This window comes from Wolbachia endosymbiont (group B) of Aricia artaxerxes (assembly GCF_964026975.1).
In the GTDB taxonomy this organism is placed as follows: domain Bacteria; phylum Pseudomonadota; class Alphaproteobacteria; order Rickettsiales; family Anaplasmataceae; genus Wolbachia.
In genome coordinates, this window is the sequence record NZ_OZ034718.1 from 546,208 (window position 1) to 567,165 (window position 20,958).

21 protein-coding genes are annotated in these 20,958 nt (G+C 33.8%); 7 read left to right on the plus strand and 14 right to left on the minus strand.

Features of this window, described 5'->3' with window-relative positions; translation table 11 throughout:
* Window positions 1-241: 241 nt before the first annotated feature.
* Window positions 242-1,321 (minus strand): ankyrin repeat domain-containing protein, encoded by a 1,080-nt coding sequence (locus AAGE00_RS02480; protein WP_264686615.1) that lies wholly within the window; start codon window positions 1,319-1,321, stop codon window positions 242-244.
* 95 nt (window positions 1,322-1,416) lie between these two features.
* The gene (locus tag AAGE00_RS02485) at window positions 1,417-4,017 is read right to left on the minus strand and encodes an ankyrin repeat domain-containing protein (RefSeq protein WP_264686214.1); all 2,601 of its coding nucleotides are present in this window, start codon (window positions 4,015-4,017) and stop codon (window positions 1,417-1,419) included.
* A gap of 429 nt (window positions 4,018-4,446) precedes the next feature.
* Between AAGE00_RS02485 and mutL the strand changes: the two genes are divergently transcribed.
* The 6 genes from mutL to AAGE00_RS02515 all read left to right on the plus strand — a co-directional run bounded on the left by mutL (window position 4,447) and on the right by AAGE00_RS02515 (window position 11,474).
* Window positions 4,447-6,237: a DNA mismatch repair endonuclease MutL gene (mutL, locus tag AAGE00_RS02490; protein ID WP_341815333.1), complete on the plus strand. Its 1,791-nt coding sequence runs from the start codon at window positions 4,447-4,449 to the stop codon at window positions 6,235-6,237.
* A gap of 68 nt (window positions 6,238-6,305) precedes the next feature.
* On the plus strand, window positions 6,306-7,244 hold the full coding sequence (locus AAGE00_RS02495) for a helix-turn-helix domain-containing protein (RefSeq protein WP_213863740.1): 939 nt from the start codon (window positions 6,306-6,308) through the stop codon (window positions 7,242-7,244).
* A gap of 169 nt (window positions 7,245-7,413) precedes the next feature.
* Window positions 7,414-8,079, plus strand: a complete 666-nt coding sequence (locus AAGE00_RS02500) for a RadC family protein (protein ID WP_143688756.1) — start codon at window positions 7,414-7,416, stop codon at window positions 8,077-8,079.
* 170 nt (window positions 8,080-8,249) lie between these two features.
* Window positions 8,250-9,446 (plus strand): hypothetical protein, encoded by a 1,197-nt coding sequence (locus tag AAGE00_RS02505; protein ID WP_213863739.1) that lies wholly within the window; start codon window positions 8,250-8,252, stop codon window positions 9,444-9,446.
* An 86-nt stretch (window positions 9,447-9,532) separates the two neighbouring features.
* Complete coding sequence (locus tag AAGE00_RS02510; protein ID WP_006013992.1) at window positions 9,533-10,441, plus strand: helix-turn-helix domain-containing protein; 909 nt, start codon at window positions 9,533-9,535, stop codon at window positions 10,439-10,441.
* A gap of 46 nt (window positions 10,442-10,487) precedes the next feature.
* Entirely contained in the window at window positions 10,488-11,474 is a 987-nt protein-coding gene (locus AAGE00_RS02515; protein WP_006013990.1) for a helix-turn-helix domain-containing protein, read from the plus strand.
* A 95-nt stretch (window positions 11,475-11,569) separates the two neighbouring features.
* On the opposite strand, the gene AAGE00_RS02520 is transcribed toward AAGE00_RS02515, so the two are convergent.
* The 4 genes from AAGE00_RS02520 to AAGE00_RS02535 all read right to left on the minus strand — a co-directional run bounded on the left by AAGE00_RS02520 (window position 11,570) and on the right by AAGE00_RS02535 (window position 13,604).
* Complete coding sequence (locus AAGE00_RS02520) at window positions 11,570-12,484, minus strand: patatin-like phospholipase family protein (RefSeq protein ID WP_143688973.1); 915 nt, start codon at window positions 12,482-12,484, stop codon at window positions 11,570-11,572.
* A gap of 8 nt (window positions 12,485-12,492) precedes the next feature.
* Window positions 12,493-12,708 carry a hypothetical protein gene (locus tag AAGE00_RS02525; RefSeq protein ID WP_006015629.1) on the minus strand — a complete coding sequence of 72 codons (216 nt, stop codon included), beginning with the start codon at window positions 12,706-12,708 and terminating at the stop codon, window positions 12,493-12,495.
* A gap of 67 nt (window positions 12,709-12,775) precedes the next feature.
* Window positions 12,776-13,309, minus strand: coding sequence for an ankyrin repeat domain-containing protein (locus tag AAGE00_RS02530; protein WP_006015625.1), 534 nt, complete (start codon window positions 13,307-13,309; stop codon window positions 12,776-12,778).
* A gap of 52 nt (window positions 13,310-13,361) precedes the next feature.
* A complete protein-coding gene (locus tag AAGE00_RS02535; protein WP_341815334.1) occupies window positions 13,362-13,604 on the minus strand; it encodes a hypothetical protein in 243 nt (80 codons plus the stop codon).
* Between the two features lie 102 nt (window positions 13,605-13,706).
* On the opposite strand from AAGE00_RS02535, the gene AAGE00_RS02540 reads away from it, so the two are divergent.
* Window positions 13,707-14,666: an IS5 family transposase gene (locus AAGE00_RS02540; protein WP_341815149.1), complete on the plus strand. Its 960-nt coding sequence runs from the start codon at window positions 13,707-13,709 to the stop codon at window positions 14,664-14,666.
* Window positions 14,667-14,678: 12 nt separating this feature from the next.
* On the opposite strand, the gene AAGE00_RS02545 is transcribed toward AAGE00_RS02540, so the two are convergent.
* The 8 genes from AAGE00_RS02545 to AAGE00_RS02580 all read right to left on the minus strand — a co-directional run bounded on the left by AAGE00_RS02545 (window position 14,679) and on the right by AAGE00_RS02580 (window position 20,955).
* A complete protein-coding gene (locus AAGE00_RS02545) occupies window positions 14,679-15,434 on the minus strand; it encodes a phage tail protein (RefSeq protein ID WP_341815335.1) in 756 nt (251 codons plus the stop codon).
* On the minus strand, window positions 15,435-15,644 hold the full coding sequence (locus AAGE00_RS02550) for a tail protein X (RefSeq protein ID WP_006015620.1): 210 nt from the start codon (window positions 15,642-15,644) through the stop codon (window positions 15,435-15,437).
* On the minus strand, window positions 15,641-15,988 hold the full coding sequence (locus tag AAGE00_RS02555) for a phage tail protein (protein ID WP_039950887.1): 348 nt from the start codon (window positions 15,986-15,988) through the stop codon (window positions 15,641-15,643). The genes AAGE00_RS02550 and AAGE00_RS02555 overlap by 4 nt, the downstream gene beginning before the upstream one ends.
* Window positions 15,988-18,252 carry a phage tail tape measure protein gene (locus tag AAGE00_RS02560; protein ID WP_108783959.1) on the minus strand — a complete coding sequence of 755 codons (2,265 nt, stop codon included), beginning with the start codon at window positions 18,250-18,252 and terminating at the stop codon, window positions 15,988-15,990. Before AAGE00_RS02560 ends, AAGE00_RS02555 begins: the two co-directional genes overlap by 1 nt.
* Before the next feature lie 109 nt (window positions 18,253-18,361).
* Window positions 18,362-18,619 carry a phage tail assembly protein gene (locus tag AAGE00_RS02565; RefSeq protein ID WP_264375233.1) on the minus strand — a complete coding sequence of 86 codons (258 nt, stop codon included), beginning with the start codon at window positions 18,617-18,619 and terminating at the stop codon, window positions 18,362-18,364.
* Between the two features lie 88 nt (window positions 18,620-18,707).
* On the minus strand, window positions 18,708-19,214 hold the full coding sequence (locus AAGE00_RS02570; RefSeq protein ID WP_108783961.1) for a phage major tail tube protein: 507 nt from the start codon (window positions 19,212-19,214) through the stop codon (window positions 18,708-18,710).
* Between the two features lie 11 nt (window positions 19,215-19,225).
* A complete protein-coding gene (locus AAGE00_RS02575; protein ID WP_264376938.1) occupies window positions 19,226-20,401 on the minus strand; it encodes a phage tail sheath subtilisin-like domain-containing protein in 1,176 nt (391 codons plus the stop codon).
* Window positions 20,398-20,955 (minus strand): hypothetical protein, encoded by a 558-nt coding sequence (locus AAGE00_RS02580; RefSeq protein ID WP_264376937.1) that lies wholly within the window; start codon window positions 20,953-20,955, stop codon window positions 20,398-20,400. The genes AAGE00_RS02575 and AAGE00_RS02580 overlap by 4 nt, the downstream gene beginning before the upstream one ends.
* Window positions 20,956-20,958: the final 3 nt, after the last annotated feature.

A 20,958-nucleotide genomic window follows, 5' to 3' on the forward strand; every position in this document is an offset into this window, starting at 1 on the left:
ACGAAAAGCCTTCACAACATTTGATTTTGGGTGTGGGAAATGTGTTGGTTGTTTAAATTTTTAGTAACACCTACTAATAATAACCCGTTTGAAAACAACAAAGAGAAATGATGATCAACTTACATAAAAAAGCACTAAGTTTAGTGTTTTGGCATTATAGCAATCTCTTATGTATCACCTCTCTGGAACCATACGACTAATTGTTGTTCATAAAAAACTCTAGTACTGACAAAAAATGTATTTATTCTAATCTTGCACGTTTGGTATCATTACTTATAGAAGTTTCATAAAGTCTTGTACCAGGCTCTACGAGATTATTTAAGGAACTTAAAGATTGAAAAGTACGTTTATTGGAATCATCAAACGCTACTATAAAGTTTAACAAGTTATCATTAGATAGATATTCAGTTATATTATATGTAGAATCATGATCCAGAATAATTTTCTTTTCTTTGGCATCTTGATCTGCCACATCTAATTTAGTATAAAATTGTATCTTACTTAACTTATTTAACAAATCTGCTCTTTCTAAAAAAGGTTTTACCTTATCTAATATGATATCATTATATATAGGATAGCGTATGGAATAATCAATTTTTGCTAGTCTTACAGATAATTGATTATTATATAGTACATGTATGTTGAAGTTATTTGTAACAAATTCATATAGTGGAAGGCTATCTTTTATTTCATCTGTTTTCATTTGAAGAATTTCACAAACACAGTCATCTAGATAACTTGATAATTTACTGTAATTACTGCCTCCTTTATAAGGAGATAAGTCAATAATTTTTCCGTAATCCTTATTGAAGTTCCTTACTAAAGTAAATTTAATCAACAATTTAGCGCATGCTAGATCACTTACAGCGTTATCTAAAGATGTGGAACAATTATCATAAAGCCGTCGTTCACGATTTCTTATATTAATATCAGCTCCATATTCTAATAGTTCTTTAACTACTTCCAGATTTTTACCACTTTTTTTTACAGCATGGTTCAGTGCAGTATTGCCTTTACGGTTTGTTGCATTTACATCAGCACCATGTTTCAGAAGTTCTCTAACTAATTCTAATTCCTTCCCCAGTGTTATAGCAGAATGTAGTGGAGTTTCACTATACATGTTTCTTGAATTGACTTCGGCACCACCTAACAAAAGCTCTTTAGTAATTTCTACACTACTAGTAGTATGAAGTAACGTATCTCTATTCCTTTCTACTCTAAGGTTAGCATTAGCACCTGCAGACAAAAGAGCTTTAACTTTTTCTAAGTTTCGTTCATAGACTGCTTTTTCTAATTCTTTGTTAATATTATTATTTAGCATATTTTTAAAATCCTCCTAAATTTCACTATTTTGTAACAAAATTTTTGTATATTTTCTAGATCTTGGCACCCTCATTAGAGTTTCATTTAAGAGAGCTATAACTTTAAACTCTTTACTCGATTTTCTACGCTGACATCTTGTAAACTCTGATCTGGACTTTTTAATATTTCTAATAATCTACTTGCAAGGTTTGAGTGTTTATTGATTACTGCAACCTGGACTAATGACTTGTCTTGATCATTACGAGCATTTGTTACAGCTACGCGCTCATCAGGTTTTATTGCTTTCAGCTTACTGATAATTTCAACATTACCATTTTTTGCATTCTCAAACAGCTCTTCTACTAATTTCAATAGGTTAGTAATATTTTGGTCTCGAGAAAGATCAAGTGGTGCTTTACCTTCTTTATTCTTGATGTTATAAATTGCACCATGTTTTAATAAAGATTTTACAACTTCCAAGGAGCCACCTTTAGCTGCAACATGAAGTGATGTAGTACCACTAGAAGTAGTTTTAGCATTAATAAAATCACTCAATTTATTGTGGCTTACACGTTGTAACAAAGCTTCAATAATTTCTTTATGACCTTTGGAAGCAGCAGTGTGTAATGGTGTATTACCCTTGTTAGTAACTTTAGTAGCATCAGCTCCATTTGCTAGCAAGATATTTACAACTTTTATGTGCCCATTATTAACAGCATAATGTAATGGCGTTCTTCCATCCACGTTCTTCGAATCAATGATTGCTCCATCTCTAATGGAACTCTCAATTCCTAAATAATTATTATCTTCTATAGCCTTAAATAACTTCTCAACCAATTTTAGTAATTTTATTACTTCTGGGTTTCCTCTTCTTTCCGCAAAGTGTAATGGTAAAACATATCTACCTCCTTCAGCTCTAGCATTAAAGTATGCTCCGCTCATAAGTAGAGACCTAACTATATCTAAATTACCAATTTGTGCCCCTAAGTGTAAAGGCGTAGCATTTTTATCCATTTTTGCATTAACATCCGCTCCATTTATAATAAGAGTTTTAACTACCTTAGGATGACCATATTGAGCTGCAAGATGTAGGGCTGTGCCTTTATTTTGATTTTCTTTTACATTTACATCAGCACCATGTTTCAATAGAACGGTTGCTATCTGATCATAACCTTTTTCTGCTGCAAAATGTAAAGGAGTCCAATTTGTGTGATCTAAAGCATTAATATCTGCTTCCTTTTCTAAGAGCAATTCAACCACCTCTAAATGATCATGGTCTACTGCAAAGTGTAGAGGTGTAGTACTTTTAACTGTTTTAGCATTAATGTCTGCTCCTTTATCAAGCAAAGATTTAGCAACTTCTAAATTACCATCATATGCTGCACAATGTAGAGGAGTCCAACTTCTGTTATCTAGAGCATTAATATCTGCTCCATTTTCAATCAAGAAATTCATTATTTCCAAGTGATTATGTTCTGCTGCCAAATGTAGAGCTCTTCTACCATCATCCATCTTTGCATTTATATTTGCTCCTTTTGCAATTAAGCTCTCTACTATTTTTAAAGAAAAACCATTATATGCTGCATTATGTAAAGGAGTCCAATTCTGATCATCCACGGTGTTAATGTTTGCTCCATTTTTAATTAAAAAATCACTCACCTCGAAATGACTTTGCTGAATTGCTAGATGCAAAGGTGTAAAACCTTCGTTTTTTTTAGCATTAACATTGGCTTTTTTCTCTATTAGTAGCTTCACTACTTCTAAGTGACCATTCTGAGATCCTATATGTAAAGCTGTGGAATTATCGTGGTCCTTAGCATTAACATCAATTCCCCTTACGAGAAGAAGAGACTTAACTACTCCAAAGTGATTACGTTCTGCTGCTAAATGTAGAGGTGTAAGATTCTCATAATCCTTAGCATTAACATTAGATTTTGCTTTTAGTAAAATGTCTACTAACTCTAAAAAGCCATTTTGAGACGCTAAATGTAGAGGTGTAATCTTATCATCTGTTTTTGCATTAACGTTTGCTCCCGCTTCAAGCAGAACTTTAACTATATCTAACCTACCAGTTTGTGTTCCCAGATGTAAGGGTGTAATGTTTGCATCAACTTTATGATTACCTATGCCTGAAGATCCAGCGTTAATATTAGACCCTTGTGAAATAAGAGCTTTAACTACTTCGAGGTTACCATTTTGTACTGCAGAATGCAAAGGTCTTGCTCGATCATTATTTACAGCATTAACATCTAATCCCTTTTCAATAAAAACATTTACTATATCTAGATGACCATTCTCTGCTGCTAGGTGTAAAGGTGTATTAAGTTTATCTGTTTTAGTACTAAGATCTGCTCCATTTGCAATCAAGGTGTTGACTATATCTAAATATCCTTGCTGGGATGCAAAACTTAAAGGTGTAAAGCCTAGAATGGTCTTATGGTTTACATCTGCTCCATGAGCAATAAGAAAGTTAACCATCTCTAAGCGATTTTTTGCAATTGAAAAATACAGTGGCGTAAAGCCATCGTACTTAATCTCTGAATTAATATCTAAACCTTCTCCTAATAAAGTGTTGACTAAATCCAACTGACCATTTCCTGCTGCTAAATGTAGTGGTGTAAGACTAAGATGTTTCTGAATTTCATAATTTTCATTTAAAAACTCTACAAAAAATTGCAGCTGATCCAGATTATTAGATATTCTATTAGTAAACATAAAGGCCTCGCATGAAGAATTTATGTAAAATATAGTATCTACAAGTTTTTAAGCAAGATAAATCTTCTTCTTAAAAAAGATACTGTAATCCAATCTGTATGCTTATAACTTCTTCATTTGATCATGAGTAGATCAGTTGTCTCAGCTGCAATAGAGACACCTGCCTTAAGTAGCTACGTCAATTTTCTCTGTTTTTGCCCCTTTTTTTTCTGATGAAGATGTCTTCATTCTTCTCAGTAGCCAATATTCTTTTTAAAGAATAATCGTTACGTGCACCAAGGAACTTAGAAAGAACAATAGGAAATCCACTTAAAAAGCATTAATAATTATACATAATTCTAATGATCTTCATGAAAGGGCTTAGAATAGAATTTAATAGACAATCTGATTTTAATTGATATTAAACTGATCAGACTGAGAGTTGAAAATATGGCAATAATTCTTTTAGACACAAAAACTATAAATCGTATAGCAGCGGGAGAGGTAATAGAAAGGCCAGCGAGTGTAGTAAAGGAATTAGTAGAAAATGCAATAGATGCTGGAAGTTCAGAGATAGAGATCAAAATAGAAAGTGGTGGACGTAACCTTATAACTGTGACAGATGATGGAAATGGAATAGAAAAGGACGACTTAGAACTAGCATTTATGAGGCATGCCACTTCAAAATTAAGCGATAGTGAGTTAATAGAAATCAAGCACCTTGGGTTTAGGGGAGAAGCTTTACCTTCAATTGCAGCAGTAAGCAGAATGAAATTATCGTCTAAGGCAAGTGGAGCAAAGGAAGCATGGTCTATAAGGTATGAGGGAGGAGAAAAAATAAGAGAGATTACCCCTTGTTCTTTGTTGCAAGGTACATATATTGAAGTTCGTGACTTATTTTTTGCTACACCAAATAGACTAAAGTTTCTAAAAACCGAAAGGGCAGAAACACAAAGTATTGTTGATATTGTGAATAACTTAGCGATGATTAATTATAGTATTGGGTTTACTCTCACTTCTGGTAATAAAAAGCTCTTAAAATATGTTAAGCAAACTTCGCTGTTCAACAGATTATGTGAAATAGAAGAAGAATTTCAAAGCAATTCACTGGAAGTTAAAGAGGAAGAAGAAGGCATCAAACTTAAGGGACACATCTGTAAACCTAATGTCAATCGTGGCAACTCAACTCAGATTTATACGTTTGTTAATGGAAGGCCAATAAAAGACAATCTACTTGTTGGTGCAATTAGATATGCGTATCACGATTTTATTCCAAACAATAGGTATCCTTTTGCAGTGGTGCATTTAGAAGTACCATATGACCAAGTAGATGTAAATGTGCATCCAAATAAATCGGAAGTAAGATTTCAGAATAAAAGGCTAATATATGAAATAGTGAGAAGAGGGATAATAAAAACACTATCAACGAGATTTGCAGCGGGTGATCAAGGTATTGAAGAGGAGCTAATTTTTAATGATAGTAAAAGCCAAGAGCAGGTTGATAGTCAAGAGAAAAAAGATCAAAAAGAGTTTTATGAAAAGAGACCAAGTCTTTTAGAAAATCGTCTAATGAAAGAATTCAATGCACCAGATGAAAGAAGGCAAAGCTTACCAGAAACTTTTAAGTATGGAGAATCCCCAGCCCAAAAGGGAACGATGGTTTTAGAAAGGAAGCAAATTGATTTGGTAGAGGATCATCCCCTAGGATATGCACGTTGTCAGGTCCACAATACTTACATTATTGCTGAGGCTGGAGATAGGCTGATTATAGTAGATCAACATGCAGCCTATGAGAGGTTGATATACGAGTGCTTAACAAGCATAAAAAGACAAAAACTTCTCATTCCTGAAATAGTTGAAATTAAAAACCAAGCTGGAATGGAGATGGTTAAAACTTATAAAGATAAGCTTTTTGAAATGGGTTTTGGTATTGAAATAGAATCAGAAGATAAAATAATGGTGAAAGAAATACCTTCAATCTTGGGAACAATAGATATAAAAGAGATGCTAGTTGATATAGTAGATAAGTTAACGGAAATGGAAGATACGTTGTCAATAGAGGATAAGGTGAATAAAATATCAGCCACAATCGCTTGCCATGGAGCAGGAAGAAAAATGAAATTGGAAGAGATGAATGAGATACTAAGACAAATTGAGAAAACTCCATATTCTGGTCATGAAAGACCAACGTATATAGAAATGAAACTAAGTGATATAGAAAAATTGTTTGAAAGGAGATGAGTTCAGTTTGTCAAAAAGGTTCCCAATTAAGTATACGTAACAGCTCTTCTGGTTATGGAGTATAAAATGTGAAAAAAGAGAATAAATGCTCTAATTTTTTAGATTACAAAGTAATAGGACAGGAAGTAAGAAATCATAGATTAGCAAAGGGATATACTCAAAAAGATTTAGCAAAAAAAATCGGAACAACATATCAGGTAATACTTCAATACGAAAAAGGAACACGCAGAATTTCAATTAAGAAGTTATATGAATTAGCAGAAGCATTATCAACAACTGCTAGAGATCTAGCTTGCGTACAAGAAGTATCAAATGAGGGAAGGTATGAGGGAGAAGAGGTATTAAATCTAGTAAGAAGACATAGAGAGATTAAGGATCAAGAATTACGTGAAACGTTTTATTTATTAACTAAATTCATCCGTATTAGTGAGGAAGAAAGTGGAAAGGCGGTAAAAATAGAAGTAGCAAAGGGTTTGGTTAAGGAAGGAGTTTCTGCTCATGTTATCTCTCGAACAACCAATTTATCTGTTGATGAATATGATAATGATGAGAAAAAAATTTCCATTCCGTATAAAGTAGGTCAAAGAGTAAAAGAATGGAGGTTGAGAAGAGGATACACTCAGGAAGATTTAGCAAGTAAAGTGGGCATAATAAATCAAAGAATATATGAATATGAACAAGGACGAGCTGCTGTTTCACTTGAAATGTTAGATGAAATAGCAAAGATGCTATTAATTAATATTACAGATCTGCTTCCAGAAACAAGAGAAAATGAGAATAGTGAAGTGGAACTATCAAGGTTAATAGAAGAATACAAAAAGATTAAAAGCCAAGAATTACGTCATGTACTCATAAAATCTCTGTTTGAAAGCATACAAGTTTGCAAAGAGAAAGTGAAGAGAGTAGAAAAGATGAAAATTGCAAAGAATTTAGTTAAGGAAGGAATTTCTATCAATATTATTTTAAAAACAGTGGGCATCTCTTTAGACGAAATTCAACAAATTTAAAATAAAAAATCAGTATCTATTAATATCTTTACTTTTTGATGAAAAAATAAGTAAAAAAGATTGAAAAATTGATTTGACTTCACTCAAAAGCTATGGCCTTATGCCAATGCTGACAAAAAACAGCAGTAAATATATAAAAACATTTTGTTATTAGTGAAGGGTAATTTTTATGAATAATAAGAAAGATCGTAGAGAAGAAATAGAATTCAGAGCATTAGAAAGCAACGGTAAAGCACTACTTGATCGTGAAGTAATAGAAACGTTTCTAAGTGCAGTGCATGACAGGGAAGAAGCTCGAATTATTGCTAGAAAGCTAATAGATAATTTTGGAATAGGAGGAGTTTTAGGCCAGGAAATAGATGACTTGAAAACTATAGAAGGGATAACTGACTCTACAGTAGCAGTAATTTTATGCCTAAAGGAAGCTGCAAAGAGAGTACCAAGAGAAGAGTTAAAGAAAGGACCTGTAATGGATAACTTGGAAACCATAGTAAAATATTTGAGGGTGAGTATTGGTTATTCAGAGGAGGAAAAGATGAAAATAATATATTTTGATCAAAAGTGCCGTTTAAAGGGGGAAGAAGTGTTCACTGGTACAGTGGATAAGGTACCTTTTTACATAAGAGAAGTAACAAGAAAGGCATTAATAAGAAAAGCGACGTCAATAATAATATCGCATAACCACCCAGAAGGAAGGTTAAAGCCATCTGATGAGGATGAAGCTGTAACTAAAGACTTGGCTAAAGCTTGTCAGACTATAGGGATTAGGTTGCTGGATCACATTATCATCACAAGTGTTGGGTATTTTAGCTTTAAAGAGCAAGGACTGTTATAAAGCAGATGTTTGAAGATTTTCATGAGTTGTTTAACTACTTGAATGAAGAAAGTATTTGCAATCACATTAATCATTGCTTATAATTAATGAGAAAGTATATATTGAATTAATAATAAAGTAATAAAGTAGGTTATAGACTTAGTAAAGTATATTTAATAGCGGAGGCTAATATGGTTAATAAAATAATTGTACCTTTTGATGATCAAGAAGGAGGTACTTACGAGTTAAACATTGATCTTGATAGATTATCAAAAGGTGAGGTGTTAAATGCTATTGTAGGAATTGGTCGTACTAAGGAGCAATCCACCTTTGTAAGCAAAATTAATAAGGCTAAAAAGCCTGAAGAAATAGCACCTTTCCCTGGTAGAGAAGTTCGCGAAAACAAAATCAACTATGGGAAAGGATTTGACTATGTTTATGGCACAAAACCTGTAAGTGATCAAGAAGATAAAAATCCATTTGCTTCAGCTTTGAAAAAAATAAAGCCAAGTGCAGAAAAGTTGAGCTGGTTTAAGAGTGCTGTGGTAAGAGCAAAAAGTCCAAATGAACTGCACAAGGTTGTAGACGAAGCACTAGCTGCTGGAGCAAGGCTAAATGCATGTAATGATGGAGAGTGGAGCCTCGCGGAATATGTGATACTGGGCACACATTTTCATAAATTTGATAAGGCTGATCGTAAAAAGCTAATACGTAAATTAATGCTAAACGGTGCAGAGTTTCATGATACTTTATTGGAGAATAAATTGATAGGTGAAATCTATAATGAGCTACAACCAGAAGTTCAGCCACATATAGATGAGAGACTAGAAGAACTAGAGAAAGCTGGCGAAAGTGCTGTGCAAGAAGGAGAATTAATAGATGTTGAAATAGATAATACAACATCGTATATAGAATTTTCTGGGGATAGCAAGGTAGAGGTAGCCAAAATACTGGAAGCAAAAAGAGAGCTAGGAAGTAATATTTTAAAAATTGGCAATGATGCAGTTGAGGTTAAAAGTGAGAAGGGAGGTATAAGAAACTATATCGATATGTCAGATGGAAGCTCTATTATATTAGAATTTCCTACAAGCATTGGTAAGCTAGATATTATATTGTACCACGATGTAAAAAAATATGATCAAGTACAAGTCAGAGTAGAAAATAAGGAAATGTGGTCTAAATTACAAGAAAGAGGCGAAGAAATAGGAAAAAATTGTCTTTTTGCTGGAGTAAAACTTAAAGAAGCAGTAGAAAAGGGAAGTTTTATGAGATGTGGCATATGGAATAGCAAGCAGCTTATGAAGGAGGTTGATAGCCCAAGTGAAAAATTGTCTTCATGGGTAGATAAAGTACGTGAAAATAGTAAAGAAACTTTTAGGGGGCTTTAATTCATTTATTTTAAGGTTCCAGAGTCTACCATTATATCTGGAGCCTTTGAGCTATAGTAGAAAATATTATATGTATGGTTCTTTGTATGGAAAAAAGTCTAGACTGTGAGGTAGGGCAAAAAGTAAAAAATTGGAGGTTAGAGAGAGGGTATACTCAGAAGGATTTAGCGGAGAAGGTTGGTGTAAAGTACTGGGCAATACTGCAATATGAAAAAGGGAGTCGTAAAATTCCAATTAAGAAATTATATGCTATAGCAGAAGCATTATCAGTAAATGTTAAAGGTCTAGTTTGTGGAGAGACGCTACCAAATGAAAAAAGATATTTTGAAGATGAAGAAATATTAAATTTAGTAAAGGGTTATAAAGATAAAGAATTAAGCGAGGTATTTTATTTATTAACCAAATTTATTCGTTTGAGTGAGGAAAGAAGCAGAAAAGCGGTAAAAATAGAAGTAGCAAGGGGTTTGATGAAAGTAGGAGTTTCTGCTCATGTTATCTCTCGAACAACTAACTTATCTATTGGTGAGTATGAGGAGAACAAAATTCCGGTTCCATACAAAGTAGGGCAAAGGATAAAAGAGTGGAGATTGATACGAGGATATACACAAAAAGATTTAGCGAATAAAGTTGGCATAACAAATCAAGGAATATACGAATATGAACAAGGGAGAGCTGCTGTCTCACTTGAAATGTTAGATGAAATAGCAAAGGTATTATCAATCAGTATCATAGATCTACTTCCCGAATCAGATGAGGATAGTGAAGCGGAAGAAAAGCTATCAAAGTTGATAGAAGAATACAAAAAGATTGAGAGTCGGGAATTACGCGATATGCTAATCAAGTCTTTATTTGAAGGTATACATGTTTATAGAGAAAAGGTCAGAGAGGAAAAGAAGATTGAAGTTGCAAGGAATTTAGTGAAAGAAGGAATTTCTGTTGATATTATCTTGCAAACGACAGGCTTATCAAATTATATGATTGAGAAATTTTTGTGATTTCATAAAAACTTAGCCAATAGTGGATTTTTTTGTGATAGAATATATGTTTGCTTCTGTAGGAAAAACAGCTTTTAGAGGATTTATCTATGATAATTCAGAGCATATTGGCTCAGTAAGCTACGAGCTGGGGAAAAAAATAGAAGGTTGTAGGATAGTACAAGGGTATACTCAGGCAAAATTAGCAAGCAAAATTGGTTTAACACATAAGGAAATACATAACTTTGAACTAGGGTGCAAGGCTATTACAATCAAAGAATCGTATATAATAGCAGGAGCATTGTCAGTTAATGTTATAGATCTACTTCCAGGACCAACAGTACTAAGAGAAAACAGTTGGTATGAAGATGAGGATAAAGAAATAGTCTATCTAACAAAAATACATAGAGAAATTAAGGATCAGGAATTACGCAAGAAGCTGTATCCATTAGTAAGGTTTGTATATATTAGCGAGAAAATTAGCCAAGAAGAAGCGAAAATAGAAGTAGCAAAGAATCTAGTGAAAGAAGGAGTTTCAGTTGATATTATTTCCCAAGTGACTCGCTTATCTACTTACGAATATGATGATATAGAGAAAGAAATTTGTACTGATTCTATACTCTACAAAGTGGGGAAAAGGATAAAAGAGCAGAGATTAATACGGGAATACACTCAGGAGGACTTGGCAAATAAAATCGGTTCAACACCTAAAGAAATACACGACTATGAACGAGGATATACAGACATTCCAATTGAAATATTATATAAGATAGCAAAGACATTATCAGTTAACATTAAAGCTCTTGGACTAACAGAATATGAAAATGAGCCAGTTTTTGGGTTTATAGGTAAATGCGAAAAAATTGAGGATCAAGAATTACTGGATACGGTAGCTAGATCTTTATCTGAAGGAATGCAAACTGGTAAAGAAAAGGTTAAAAAAGCAGAGAAAATCAAGATTGCAAAAGATCTAGTTAAGGAAGGTGTTGCTATTGATATTATTGTGCGAGCAAGTGGCCTAACTGCTGATGAGTTGGGTGAGTGTGAAAATTGAATGTGTTTAAGATATAAGTAAAGTTAGTTAATGATTTAACCAGCAGAATTTGCTAACCAACTTTTTTGGCTCAGTTGAATTTTGCTTGGTATAAATTAAGATATGAAATCGCAAAGTTTATCTATTAATTTCTGGTTGTCCTCTATCATTGCATTTGCCTCTTGCTGAAGAGATTTGATATTTTTGAGTGTAATATTGTCCATCTCAGTCGATGCTACTTTCAATTGCGATTGTATTCTTATATATTTATCGTCTATTACTTGTTCTAGTTGATAATCAACGCAATCCAATCCAGAGGCAAACATCACATTCAGTAGTGGCTTGATCCACCCTATTTTGCCAAATTTCCTTGAGTTAGCATACTTTATACTTCTATCTGTTCCACCAGTGCCTATTGATAGCAGTATAATCTCATCATTTGGAAATAACCTCTTACCACTTGCATATGCACAAGCCGCTGGATTATTTGCAAACACTCCACCATCTATCAATACTCTCTCTGTTTGGCTAATTTTCAGACGTTTTGGTGTGAAGTACGTTGGAGCAGCTGTTGTAGCTCTGAGTGCATCTTTCAACTTAATGTTTTTTTCTTTCCAACTTTTGAAGAAAAATTCACAACTATTGTGAATGTCATAACTGGTGAGTAGTAGATTACTCGCAACATCGGCCATAGTACTTTCACCAAAGTATTTGTTGAGAATAAATTCCATATTTCTATATGAGTACTGAGAACCACTCAGCCAAGAAGCAATTGATTTTCTCCAAAATGATGATTGAAAGATATATGCTCCATACTCTTGATAAAGTTCAACCAAATCATTGGCAGAGTATTGAAGTTTATTGCTTTTACAAAGTCCAGCAACAATAATCCCACCGGTTGAGGTTCCTGCCATTAAATCAAAAATCTGGGAAATTGGCTTTTTTGTCCTAGATTCAATTTCTGCTAGAATAATGGCAGGTATTATCCCTCTAATGCCACCTCCATCAACGGATAAAATGTATTTTACCACTGTGAAATTTATTTGTGTTTTTGCTCAAGCTCATTAACTTCTTCAATGAGGTTTTTTACCCGCTCCTCAAGGCGATAAACTGTTTCCATTAGTTCGTGATTTCGTTCTATAAATTGATCATGAATTTGTACTTTTAAATCAAGCTTAGCGAGCCACCAAATTGTTGCTATGGTCTGTATTACTATCGTTACTATTACTGTGATTGGGATTTTTTGCTTTTTCATGTGAAGATATTAACTTGTTATGGATAGTTTTAGAAGTTTATATACAGATTATAGAAAACTTACAGCTTTAGTGATTTCTTTCTATTGATTTGTATCGATCCTCTGCTTCTGCAAGTAGCTTAATGATTTCATCATAAGGTTTGTCCTTATTATGCCGTGATCTTAATACAGCAATTTTCCTTGGTGTTTTTCCATCTGTATCTCTAATGGTAGGGTCTGAACCTTTGTCTAATAAAAATCTAATTATCTCCAATTTGCCTTCATATGTAGCTGCATGTAAAGGTGTCCATCTTTCATATTTCGTAGCATTTATATCAACTCCTTTTTCTACTAGGAATTTTACAACCTCTGCACATCCCTCTTCTGCAGCATAATGTAGTGCTGTTAATTTAGGGATCTGCACATTAATATCTAATAGATTTTCTACTAAGAATTTTACAGTCTCTAAGTTACAATTTTGAGAAGCAATGCGTAATATCGTTTTATAATTATCTGCAGCCTTTGCCTTCATGTAGGAATAGGTAGCAATAATACATACTATTACTGTTATAAGCCACCAAAAATGCAGCTTGTTTTTTGTATCTTGACCCAATTTATCCATATTCAACATCTTTTTAATATTAAATAGATCATTTACTCATTTTTTATTAACATTACTTACTCAAAGATGCTGACAACATAGTAAGGTAACCTGAGCTATTTAAAGTATGCTCCGCTCTATTAACTATCCATTCACCATCTACCGCTTGGTTAAAGTCTATAAGATTAAGTTTAGCTTCTGCAAAAATTTGAGGATTACCAGGCATAGTTATATCTAAAGCTTCATTGTTACGCTTCAATTGTTTCAACTTGGCATTTGCTGCACTCAGCGCTGACTCTGCATGGCTTTGTTGCATAGCTAGTGTTGGTTGAGGTTATTGTAAGAAGAAAAGCTTTTTAATATATGGCTACTAACGAATTTTGTTGTAAAATAGGCATTTTTCAAACAAGTACAACTTATGCCACAAAAAATGAGAGTAAGTAACCAAAGAGAATATAACGAGTTTCTCAAAAAAAGAGGAAATGTTTTTCATTTTGTTAATCAAGCCATAGAAAATTGGTATGAAAATAGTCCAAAAGTTGCAGGTGGCAATAACACTTATAGTGATAAAGTTGTAATTTTAATACACATAATAGTTCATCTTTTTAGAATTGGCTTGAGACAAGCTGTAGGTTTTGTAAAAGGTTATATGGTACAAATAGGCAAAAAACTTAAGATTATCAGCTATACACAAGCTTCCAGAAGATTTAAAAAGCTTAATTTGAAGATTGATGACCATAGAAGCAATAAAGATGATCTGGAAAATGTTGAAATTGCCGTAGATAGCACTAGAGTTAGTATCTACAATAATAACGGTGGGCATAGTAAGCTTAATATTCGAAAAAGAAAATACAGTGGTTATGGTCAAGTAAGAAAATTACATGTTGTTTTAAACATAAATGATAAGAAAGCAATAAGCATGAACTACACTAGTGGTGTTGCTGTAGACTATTTGCCGGTCTGCGATATGTTAGAAGAAGTCAGTGATAAATATAACATTTGTTCTATTCGAGCAGATGCGGCTTATGATATAAAAAGTGTGTATAAAGAATGCAGAAAATACAATATTGTGCCTATTATTCGCCCTAGGAAGGATACTAAAATTTGTTTAGCTGACTACTTATCAGAAAGAAACAAGTATATTAGTAGAATTAGGTCATATGAGAATTATGAAGATGGTATTAATGAATGGAAGAAAAAAGTTAAGTATGGAGCACGGTCTTATATTGAAGTCTTTTTCTATAGGTTGAAGCAAATATTTGGGTTTGGCTTGAAAAATAAATCAGAGGTAAATCGTGAAAAAGAGCTGTTAATTAAGTGCTACTTATTGAACAAATTTACTGATATAGGTATGGCTGAATTTAAATTAGCTGCGTAAATTCACTGTGATTTACATGCCTATCAGTGCTATGCAACAAAGCCACTCTGCATTAGAGTAAAGTTCCAGCATAATATAACTTGGCTCGCTACTACCAACTGTTTCTTTAATAGTTTCGCCCTTTTCATAGCTATGCCACTTTGCCACTACTGAATTATACTTATCACGTACGGTAAAATGTACTTTCCAGTTAATTGTATCTTGAGGTCTAATAGTCGTTGTTCCTAAAGCTTTTCCTGTGGCTGATTTTGCCATATTCTTTGAAATAAACAATATATACCCACCAGCTAATTTTGCCATTGCTTCACGCTCTGTTGCGATCTTTGTTAACAGACTTATATCACTTTCATCTGCCTGATTAATATGGGGTATCAATACACTCTTAAATTCCTTAGCGACTTTGTATCCATATCCATGTTTTTGGGCTATTTCTTTTACTAAGTTTTCTATGGTAATTTGGCGCCATTCTTTTGATACTTTTGCCTTCAAAGATATTCTTAAATTTGTTGCATGAGCTTTGATTAGTAGAGTCTTAGGTGGACCCTGTATAGTCACTTCGTTGACTGTATATATACCCATTGGAAAGATTCCAAATTCCTTATAACCTAGTGCTATGTTCAATTCATTCGGAATATCTATGTCTTCATCCCTGTAATTAACACACACTTCAACTACATCATCTATTATTCCTGATTCATCTGTAAGGTGCAATGATATAACTCTATCTTTAATTGATTCACATTTATCTATTATAAAATCTGGCTGCATTTATTCCCAGACCTTTAATTTTGACTTTTGTACTATTTTCTTAATAGTAGGAAGCTTTATCTTTAATCCTGCAGGCAAAAAGCTTCCGTATTCTGCCAAACCTAAGTTCTCTGCTAGTACTAATTCCACTACTCCATCAGTAAATCCGTAATGTTTCCAGCAAATCAGATCTAACATCTCATTTTCTTTACTCACATAGTATACAGTCATCTATAGCTTTTTAAACTCAAACTAAATTCAACTTTTCTTGGTAGTCCATTAGGTAAAAAATACATCTGCTTTTCTTCTAACCTAGTAATTACGAATTGTCCTAAAATATTACCTAAACTATCTACTAAAATATGTGGTTTTTCAGCTTCTTTCACACTCTTTAATTGATTTAGCCCGTTGAGATTATGCAGATAAATCATTCCTTCTAAATCTATATTTTCTACACCTTGACCGATATTTTGTAATAGTGGCATATTTTCAATACACTCAATCGTGCTCCAACGATTTTCTTTGCTATACTTTAAACTTGTGGGAGCAAACTTATACGGACCAAGAGATAGCATCAATAAAATGTCTCTACCGTATCAAATAAAACATCACGTGACTTTTCTCTTATCCTTTTTATTACTTCATCTGCAAGACTACGAACATCTTGGTTAGGTTCTGCTTTAATGCTGATAGTGTAATTATTAGTGATGTTCTGAGTTTTATTTTGTTCTTTATTTTCAAACTTACTCCTTGCAAATATCTTATCGCTCTCTGTCTCCTCAATAAGGCTTTTGACTCTGAAGCTATTTTTATTTCTCTTTGAAAATTCTTTAATTATACTGTTACCTAGCACAGGATTTCCACTGTTGAGAATATTACTCTTTATGGGAGTATGGACTGCTTTTATTTCAGTTTTTCTTTTTTCAAATTCTTTCAGTGGGCTATTTTCCAATACTTTTCCAAATACACTTTCCCCTATCCATGAAAAAGCTTTTCCTATAGGTTCAATGAGTGATTTCCACAAGCTAGAGAAAAAGTCTTTCACCTTTTGCCAGTTAGCTATAACAAGAGCTGCACCAGTAACAAGTCCAGCAACTAAAAGTCCTATAGGGTTAACGAGTGTTATTGCTCTTAGTCCTGTTACTACTGCAGGAAAAACTGTAGCTGATAAAAATGAAAATACTCCAAGTAGGTTTGCTTTCAGACTAAAAATCGTACTTCCTAGCAATGTAAATCCGTATCCTAGTCCTACTGCTACAATTTTTAAACTTATCAAGGATGCTACAGTACCCATGATCGCCGTGGTTAAAGTTGGATATTTTTCTGCAAACTCTGCTATATATCTAGTTTTTTCTTGTAAAAATTCAGCTATAGATTTTAAAGTAGGCAACATCACTGAGCCCAGGTTCATACCAACTTCAGCTATTGCATTTCGAAGAAGTCGTAATTTATTAGCTGTAGTGTCTGCACGATTTTTGAATTCTTCTTGTAGAGAGCTCTTGTACTTTTCTGTATTAGCCAATAACTTTATTGCATCCTCATACTTATTAAAACTTCCAGCTAATAATGCAATATCATCTTGATATTCCTGACCGAAAAGTTTCATAAGGATTGTAGAACGTTCCTGGTTATCCATTTTCTTTAGAGTTTGAAAAAAATAGAGTAATGCTTCTTCGCCGTTTTCGCTTATTCTTTGTACTATTTCTTCTGCAGTTATTCCCATTTGCTCTAATGCTGCTTTAAAATCCCCTCCTTGTTCTTCAGCAGTCTGAAGTTTACTAAGTAGAGCATTTATAGCAGTTGCAGCTTTTTCAGGTGTTTTACCTAAGCTAATGAAAGCATTTGCTAAACTACTTGTTTTCTCGATATCCAAACCAAACTGCTTTGCAGTACCACCAACTATTGCTAGAGTTTCAACCATATCTCTTGCTTTAGCAGCAGTGTTATCTGATAAGTGGTTGATCACATTACCAACATGTTCCATTTTACTAACATCAATGCCATAAACGTTAGAGAGTTTAGCTATAGAATCACCTGCTTGCTCTGCAGACATATCAAATGCTGTAGACATTTTTGCCACTGTTTCTGTAAACATAAAAAGATCTTCTTTCTTGATACCAAGTTGACCACCACTTGCAGCTATTTGTGCCAGTTCTGCGGCTGATAATGGTATAGTGCGTGACATCTCTTTTAACTTCTTTGCAAATTTAGTTGCTTCATCCGTTCCTTTTTTAAAATCTACCACTTTTGTAACATCAGCCATAGCACTTTCAAAGTCAATCGCAACTTTAACTGGAGCTGCAAGCGTTAGCCCTAGCCCAATAGTCTCTATAATTTGTGACTTAAAATGTGCTTTGCTTGCTAAAAAACTTTGGTGACTACGTATTGCAGACCCAAGCTTACCATACTTACCTTTTAGCACTTCAATAGAAGAACCAAGTTTATATTGATCACTTACTAATGACTTAATATTTCTTCCACTTTTCCTTACTTCTTCATTAAATGAATGCAAAGCATCTCTCTTTTTCAAATATGCTTCTTTTGCTTTTGTTGCAGAAAACTTAGCTTTATCAAATTCAGCTTTTAAAGTTTTGCTCGGTTTCTCTATTGCTTTCATTTGTTTAGCTAAAGATTTTACTTGATCTTCAAAGCCCTTCCACGACCTCCTGCTAGTCAAAACATCACTACCCAACTGCTTAAATTTTGATACTGATTTTAAAGATGAGTCAAGCTTTCTTATGTTCTCACCAAGATGAGTAAGTTGACTACTACTGCCCTTTATTACAGTATTAAAACTGCCATCAAGTACTGCACCTATTTTTATCGATAATACTGACATTTGAACTCCCTAGCTAATTTGCTCCATAAAATAAATTCACTAATCTCCATATCAAGTATTTGTTCAACTCCGCCTCCTACAACAGAGCTGAACATTAATACTTCTGACCTCAAGTTCTTTGAATAACTGGTGAAAAAAAATCCTTGAGCACCTCTTGTACTTTAACATAATCAGCAATATCTAACTCCTCAATTGATTCTTTTGCCACTGATGTTAAGTTCGCTGTCAGAGTGACTTCTTTACTTAAATCACTACCATTTAGACGATCTATGGCAAGATAATCCCTAACTTTTGGACGTCTAACGGTAAGTTCTGAGACAGAAATTCCATCAACTGTAATTGGGTTGTTTAGTGTTATAGTTTTCATAAAATTCTCCTAAAAAATAAAATATTTTTACACTTTTAAAGTTATTTTAATATGCTTCTCCTTAAAAAATAAAATTTCAAATAAGTTTTCATATTCCTAAAACCGTTTGCAGCAAGGCCATTTGATCAACGCCATTTATCTTTCTTATCATATTTTCAGCATCGATCTCTATCAGCTCATTGCCACCTATGGTAAGTTTATAGTAATGAGCAGCTACAGTACACTTCAGCGTTGCTTTTTCAGCAGGTTTCCAGTTACCAAAATCAAATTCTTTAAAAATGCCTCTTAAATTGATTATTACTGCTTCAATATCATTACTTCCACTACCTTGCATTCCACCACGGAGCATCAAAGCTACTGAATTTCCATTTATCAACCCAAATAGCCGAAAGAGCTCTGTATCGTATTCAGCAAAAGTGAAATCTGCTTCAAGCTTTTCCATGCCCATATCAATATTTACTGGAATATCCATACCACCAGCTCTGTATTCTTCAGTTTTTATGGTAAGCTTCGGCAAGGTTATTTCATCAATTTTCCCTGCATAACCACGACCATCAACAAATACGTTAAAATTTCTCAGTATTTTCGGTAACACTTTACTTGCTCCTAACTTATTATACTATTATTTACAAGATGAGACCTGAATATTATTTGCTCAGCCGGATATGGTGGTGTAAATTCGAAATCAAAATATACTTTCCCGCTTGCAATATTTGCCGGTGTATTGAGCTCTGGTGTTGTATAACATTTTCCGCTAATAATTGCTCCTTGTGCTTTTAAACTTGCAAGATAAGAATTCACCCCCTCAATTACATCATCTATATAAGTTTTGGTGATATTTCGATCAACTGCCCAGAGATGAGCTCGAAGTAAACTATCATTAATTAAATCTGCAGTCCTTCTCACTGACAAAAAAGCCCATTTTGAGTCATTTGAACATGTTCTATTTCCCCAAAGCCTATAGCCATTTTGATGAATTATCGTTGTTACTTCATTTTCATTTAAGTGGTTTGCTCTGCAATTTGTATTACCGAGAGTAAAATCAATAGGCCTGCTTGTTCCAACAATACCGTTTATTTCTTTATTTGAAGGTGAGTGCCAGAAGCCTTGCTCGCTGTCTATCTTAGCTATTAAACCAGCTACAAATGGACTCGATGGCAAGATTTCTTCTTTTCCTTCAATAAATAACTTAATCCATGGGTCAACCACGTAAACTCTTGAGCTGCCTACACTTTTTCTCCATTTTATTGCTTCTTCATCATTAGTATTTGGTCCATCTGCTACTATTATGCTTCTCAGCTTTTCTGCTATAGGAATTAATGCTGCAACCACTGGATTTTTGCCATCTTCTGGTAGTTGGTGAGTAAACTGAGGTGCAATTAATATTCTTGGCGCAACATGAACTATGCTTTCACTGCTGAGAAATGCCTCAATTCCCTGATATTCTCCGGTTTCCTCATCAACACCGCCAATTATATTCTTCAGCGTCTCTTCTTCTTTTAATTTTGGATCACTTTCTTCAACTCGAATAACTACTACTGTTGCACCAATTTGGGAAAATACTCCATTTACTGCTGAAAAAAGAGTCCCCTTTTTGCCAAGTTTTACCGCTTCTTTTAAGCTTCCTGCTATCAGTACTGGCTTATTCAGTGGAAATTTTTGCCCATCTGCTTCAGGTGCAGTACCAATTACACCTATCACTGATGATTTAGCTGTGCGTACTACCTTGGCCCCTGAGGTTACCTCAATAACATTTACACCATGTAAAAATTGCTCTGTCATTTTTTTTGCATTCTTTGTTTAAAATCATTGAGCAAAGCCTGTAGCTCTACTTCACTTTTAGCTTCTTCAATTTTCCTCTTCGCCATGTCTTCCAACTCCTCGCATTTCACTATCGCTTTTACTGCTTTTTTCACTTTTTCCTCGATTATCCTTGCCATTTCGATAACTGTAATACCACGGACTTTTGCTAAAGGTTCTATAATTTCTTTATCCTTTTCATCTATAGATTCTGGTGCTGCTAGAATGCTTTTTGCGGCTTTCGCTTGTATCGCATACGACTTAGACTTCTGGTGAGAATGTCCTGTGTATTGGTTAGTATAGTTATCATAATAAGCACGAAGATTAGAAAGTGCAGAAAATTTCGCATTTTGCAATAACTCCAATTCAATATCTTCTTGATTCCGCTGAGCAATTTCTCCTCCTTCTGTTAAACAATAGCTTTTTTGCCAATCAAAATCTTTTGGCGCTTCATACCAATTTTTACCTTTTGGCTTGCTTTCAAGTATTGTTGTTTCTACTTGTTTATCATTTTCAAATCTAATGTAGATAGACATTGT

Excerpts from the sequence above, each read along its gene's own strand:
- AAGE00_RS02480 (WP_264686615.1), bottom strand. The coding sequence starts at position 1,321 with ATGCTAAATAATAATATTAACAAAGAATTAGAAAAAGCAGTCTATGAA.
- AAGE00_RS02485 (WP_264686214.1), bottom strand. The coding sequence starts at position 4,017 with ATGTTTACTAATAGAATATCTAATAATCTGGATCAGCTGCAATTTTTT.
- mutL (WP_341815333.1), top strand. The coding sequence starts at position 4,447 with ATGGCAATAATTCTTTTAGACACAAAAACTATAAATCGTATAGCAGCG.
- AAGE00_RS02500 (WP_143688756.1), top strand. The coding sequence starts at position 7,414 with ATGAATAATAAGAAAGATCGTAGAGAAGAAATAGAATTCAGAGCATTA.
- AAGE00_RS02505 (WP_213863739.1), top strand. The coding sequence starts at position 8,250 with ATGGTTAATAAAATAATTGTACCTTTTGATGATCAAGAAGGAGGTACT.
- AAGE00_RS02510 (WP_006013992.1), top strand. The coding sequence starts at position 9,533 with ATGGAAAAAAGTCTAGACTGTGAGGTAGGGCAAAAAGTAAAAAATTGG.
- AAGE00_RS02515 (WP_006013990.1), top strand. The coding sequence starts at position 10,488 with ATGTTTGCTTCTGTAGGAAAAACAGCTTTTAGAGGATTTATCTATGAT.
- AAGE00_RS02525 (WP_006015629.1), bottom strand. The coding sequence starts at position 12,708 with ATGAAAAAGCAAAAAATCCCAATCACAGTAATAGTAACGATAGTAATA.
- AAGE00_RS02530 (WP_006015625.1), bottom strand. The coding sequence starts at position 13,309 with ATGGATAAATTGGGTCAAGATACAAAAAACAAGCTGCATTTTTGGTGG.
- AAGE00_RS02535 (WP_341815334.1), bottom strand. The coding sequence starts at position 13,604 with ATGCAACAAAGCCATGCAGAGTCAGCGCTGAGTGCAGCAAATGCCAAG.
- AAGE00_RS02540 (WP_341815149.1), top strand. The coding sequence starts at position 13,707 with ATGCCACAAAAAATGAGAGTAAGTAACCAAAGAGAATATAACGAGTTT.
- AAGE00_RS02545 (WP_341815335.1), bottom strand. The coding sequence starts at position 15,434 with ATGCAGCCAGATTTTATAATAGATAAATGTGAATCAATTAAAGATAGA.
- AAGE00_RS02550 (WP_006015620.1), bottom strand. The coding sequence starts at position 15,644 with ATGACTGTATACTATGTGAGTAAAGAAAATGAGATGTTAGATCTGATT.
- AAGE00_RS02555 (WP_039950887.1), bottom strand. The coding sequence starts at position 15,988 with ATGCTATCTCTTGGTCCGTATAAGTTTGCTCCCACAAGTTTAAAGTAT.
- AAGE00_RS02560 (WP_108783959.1), bottom strand. The coding sequence starts at position 18,252 with ATGTCAGTATTATCGATAAAAATAGGTGCAGTACTTGATGGCAGTTTT.
- AAGE00_RS02565 (WP_264375233.1), bottom strand. The coding sequence starts at position 18,619 with ATGAAAACTATAACACTAAACAACCCAATTACAGTTGATGGAATTTCT.
- AAGE00_RS02575 (WP_264376938.1), bottom strand. The coding sequence starts at position 20,401 with ATGACAGAGCAATTTTTACATGGTGTAAATGTTATTGAGGTAACCTCA.
- AAGE00_RS02580 (WP_264376937.1), bottom strand. The coding sequence starts at position 20,955 with ATGTCTATCTACATTAGATTTGAAAATGATAAACAAGTAGAAACAACA.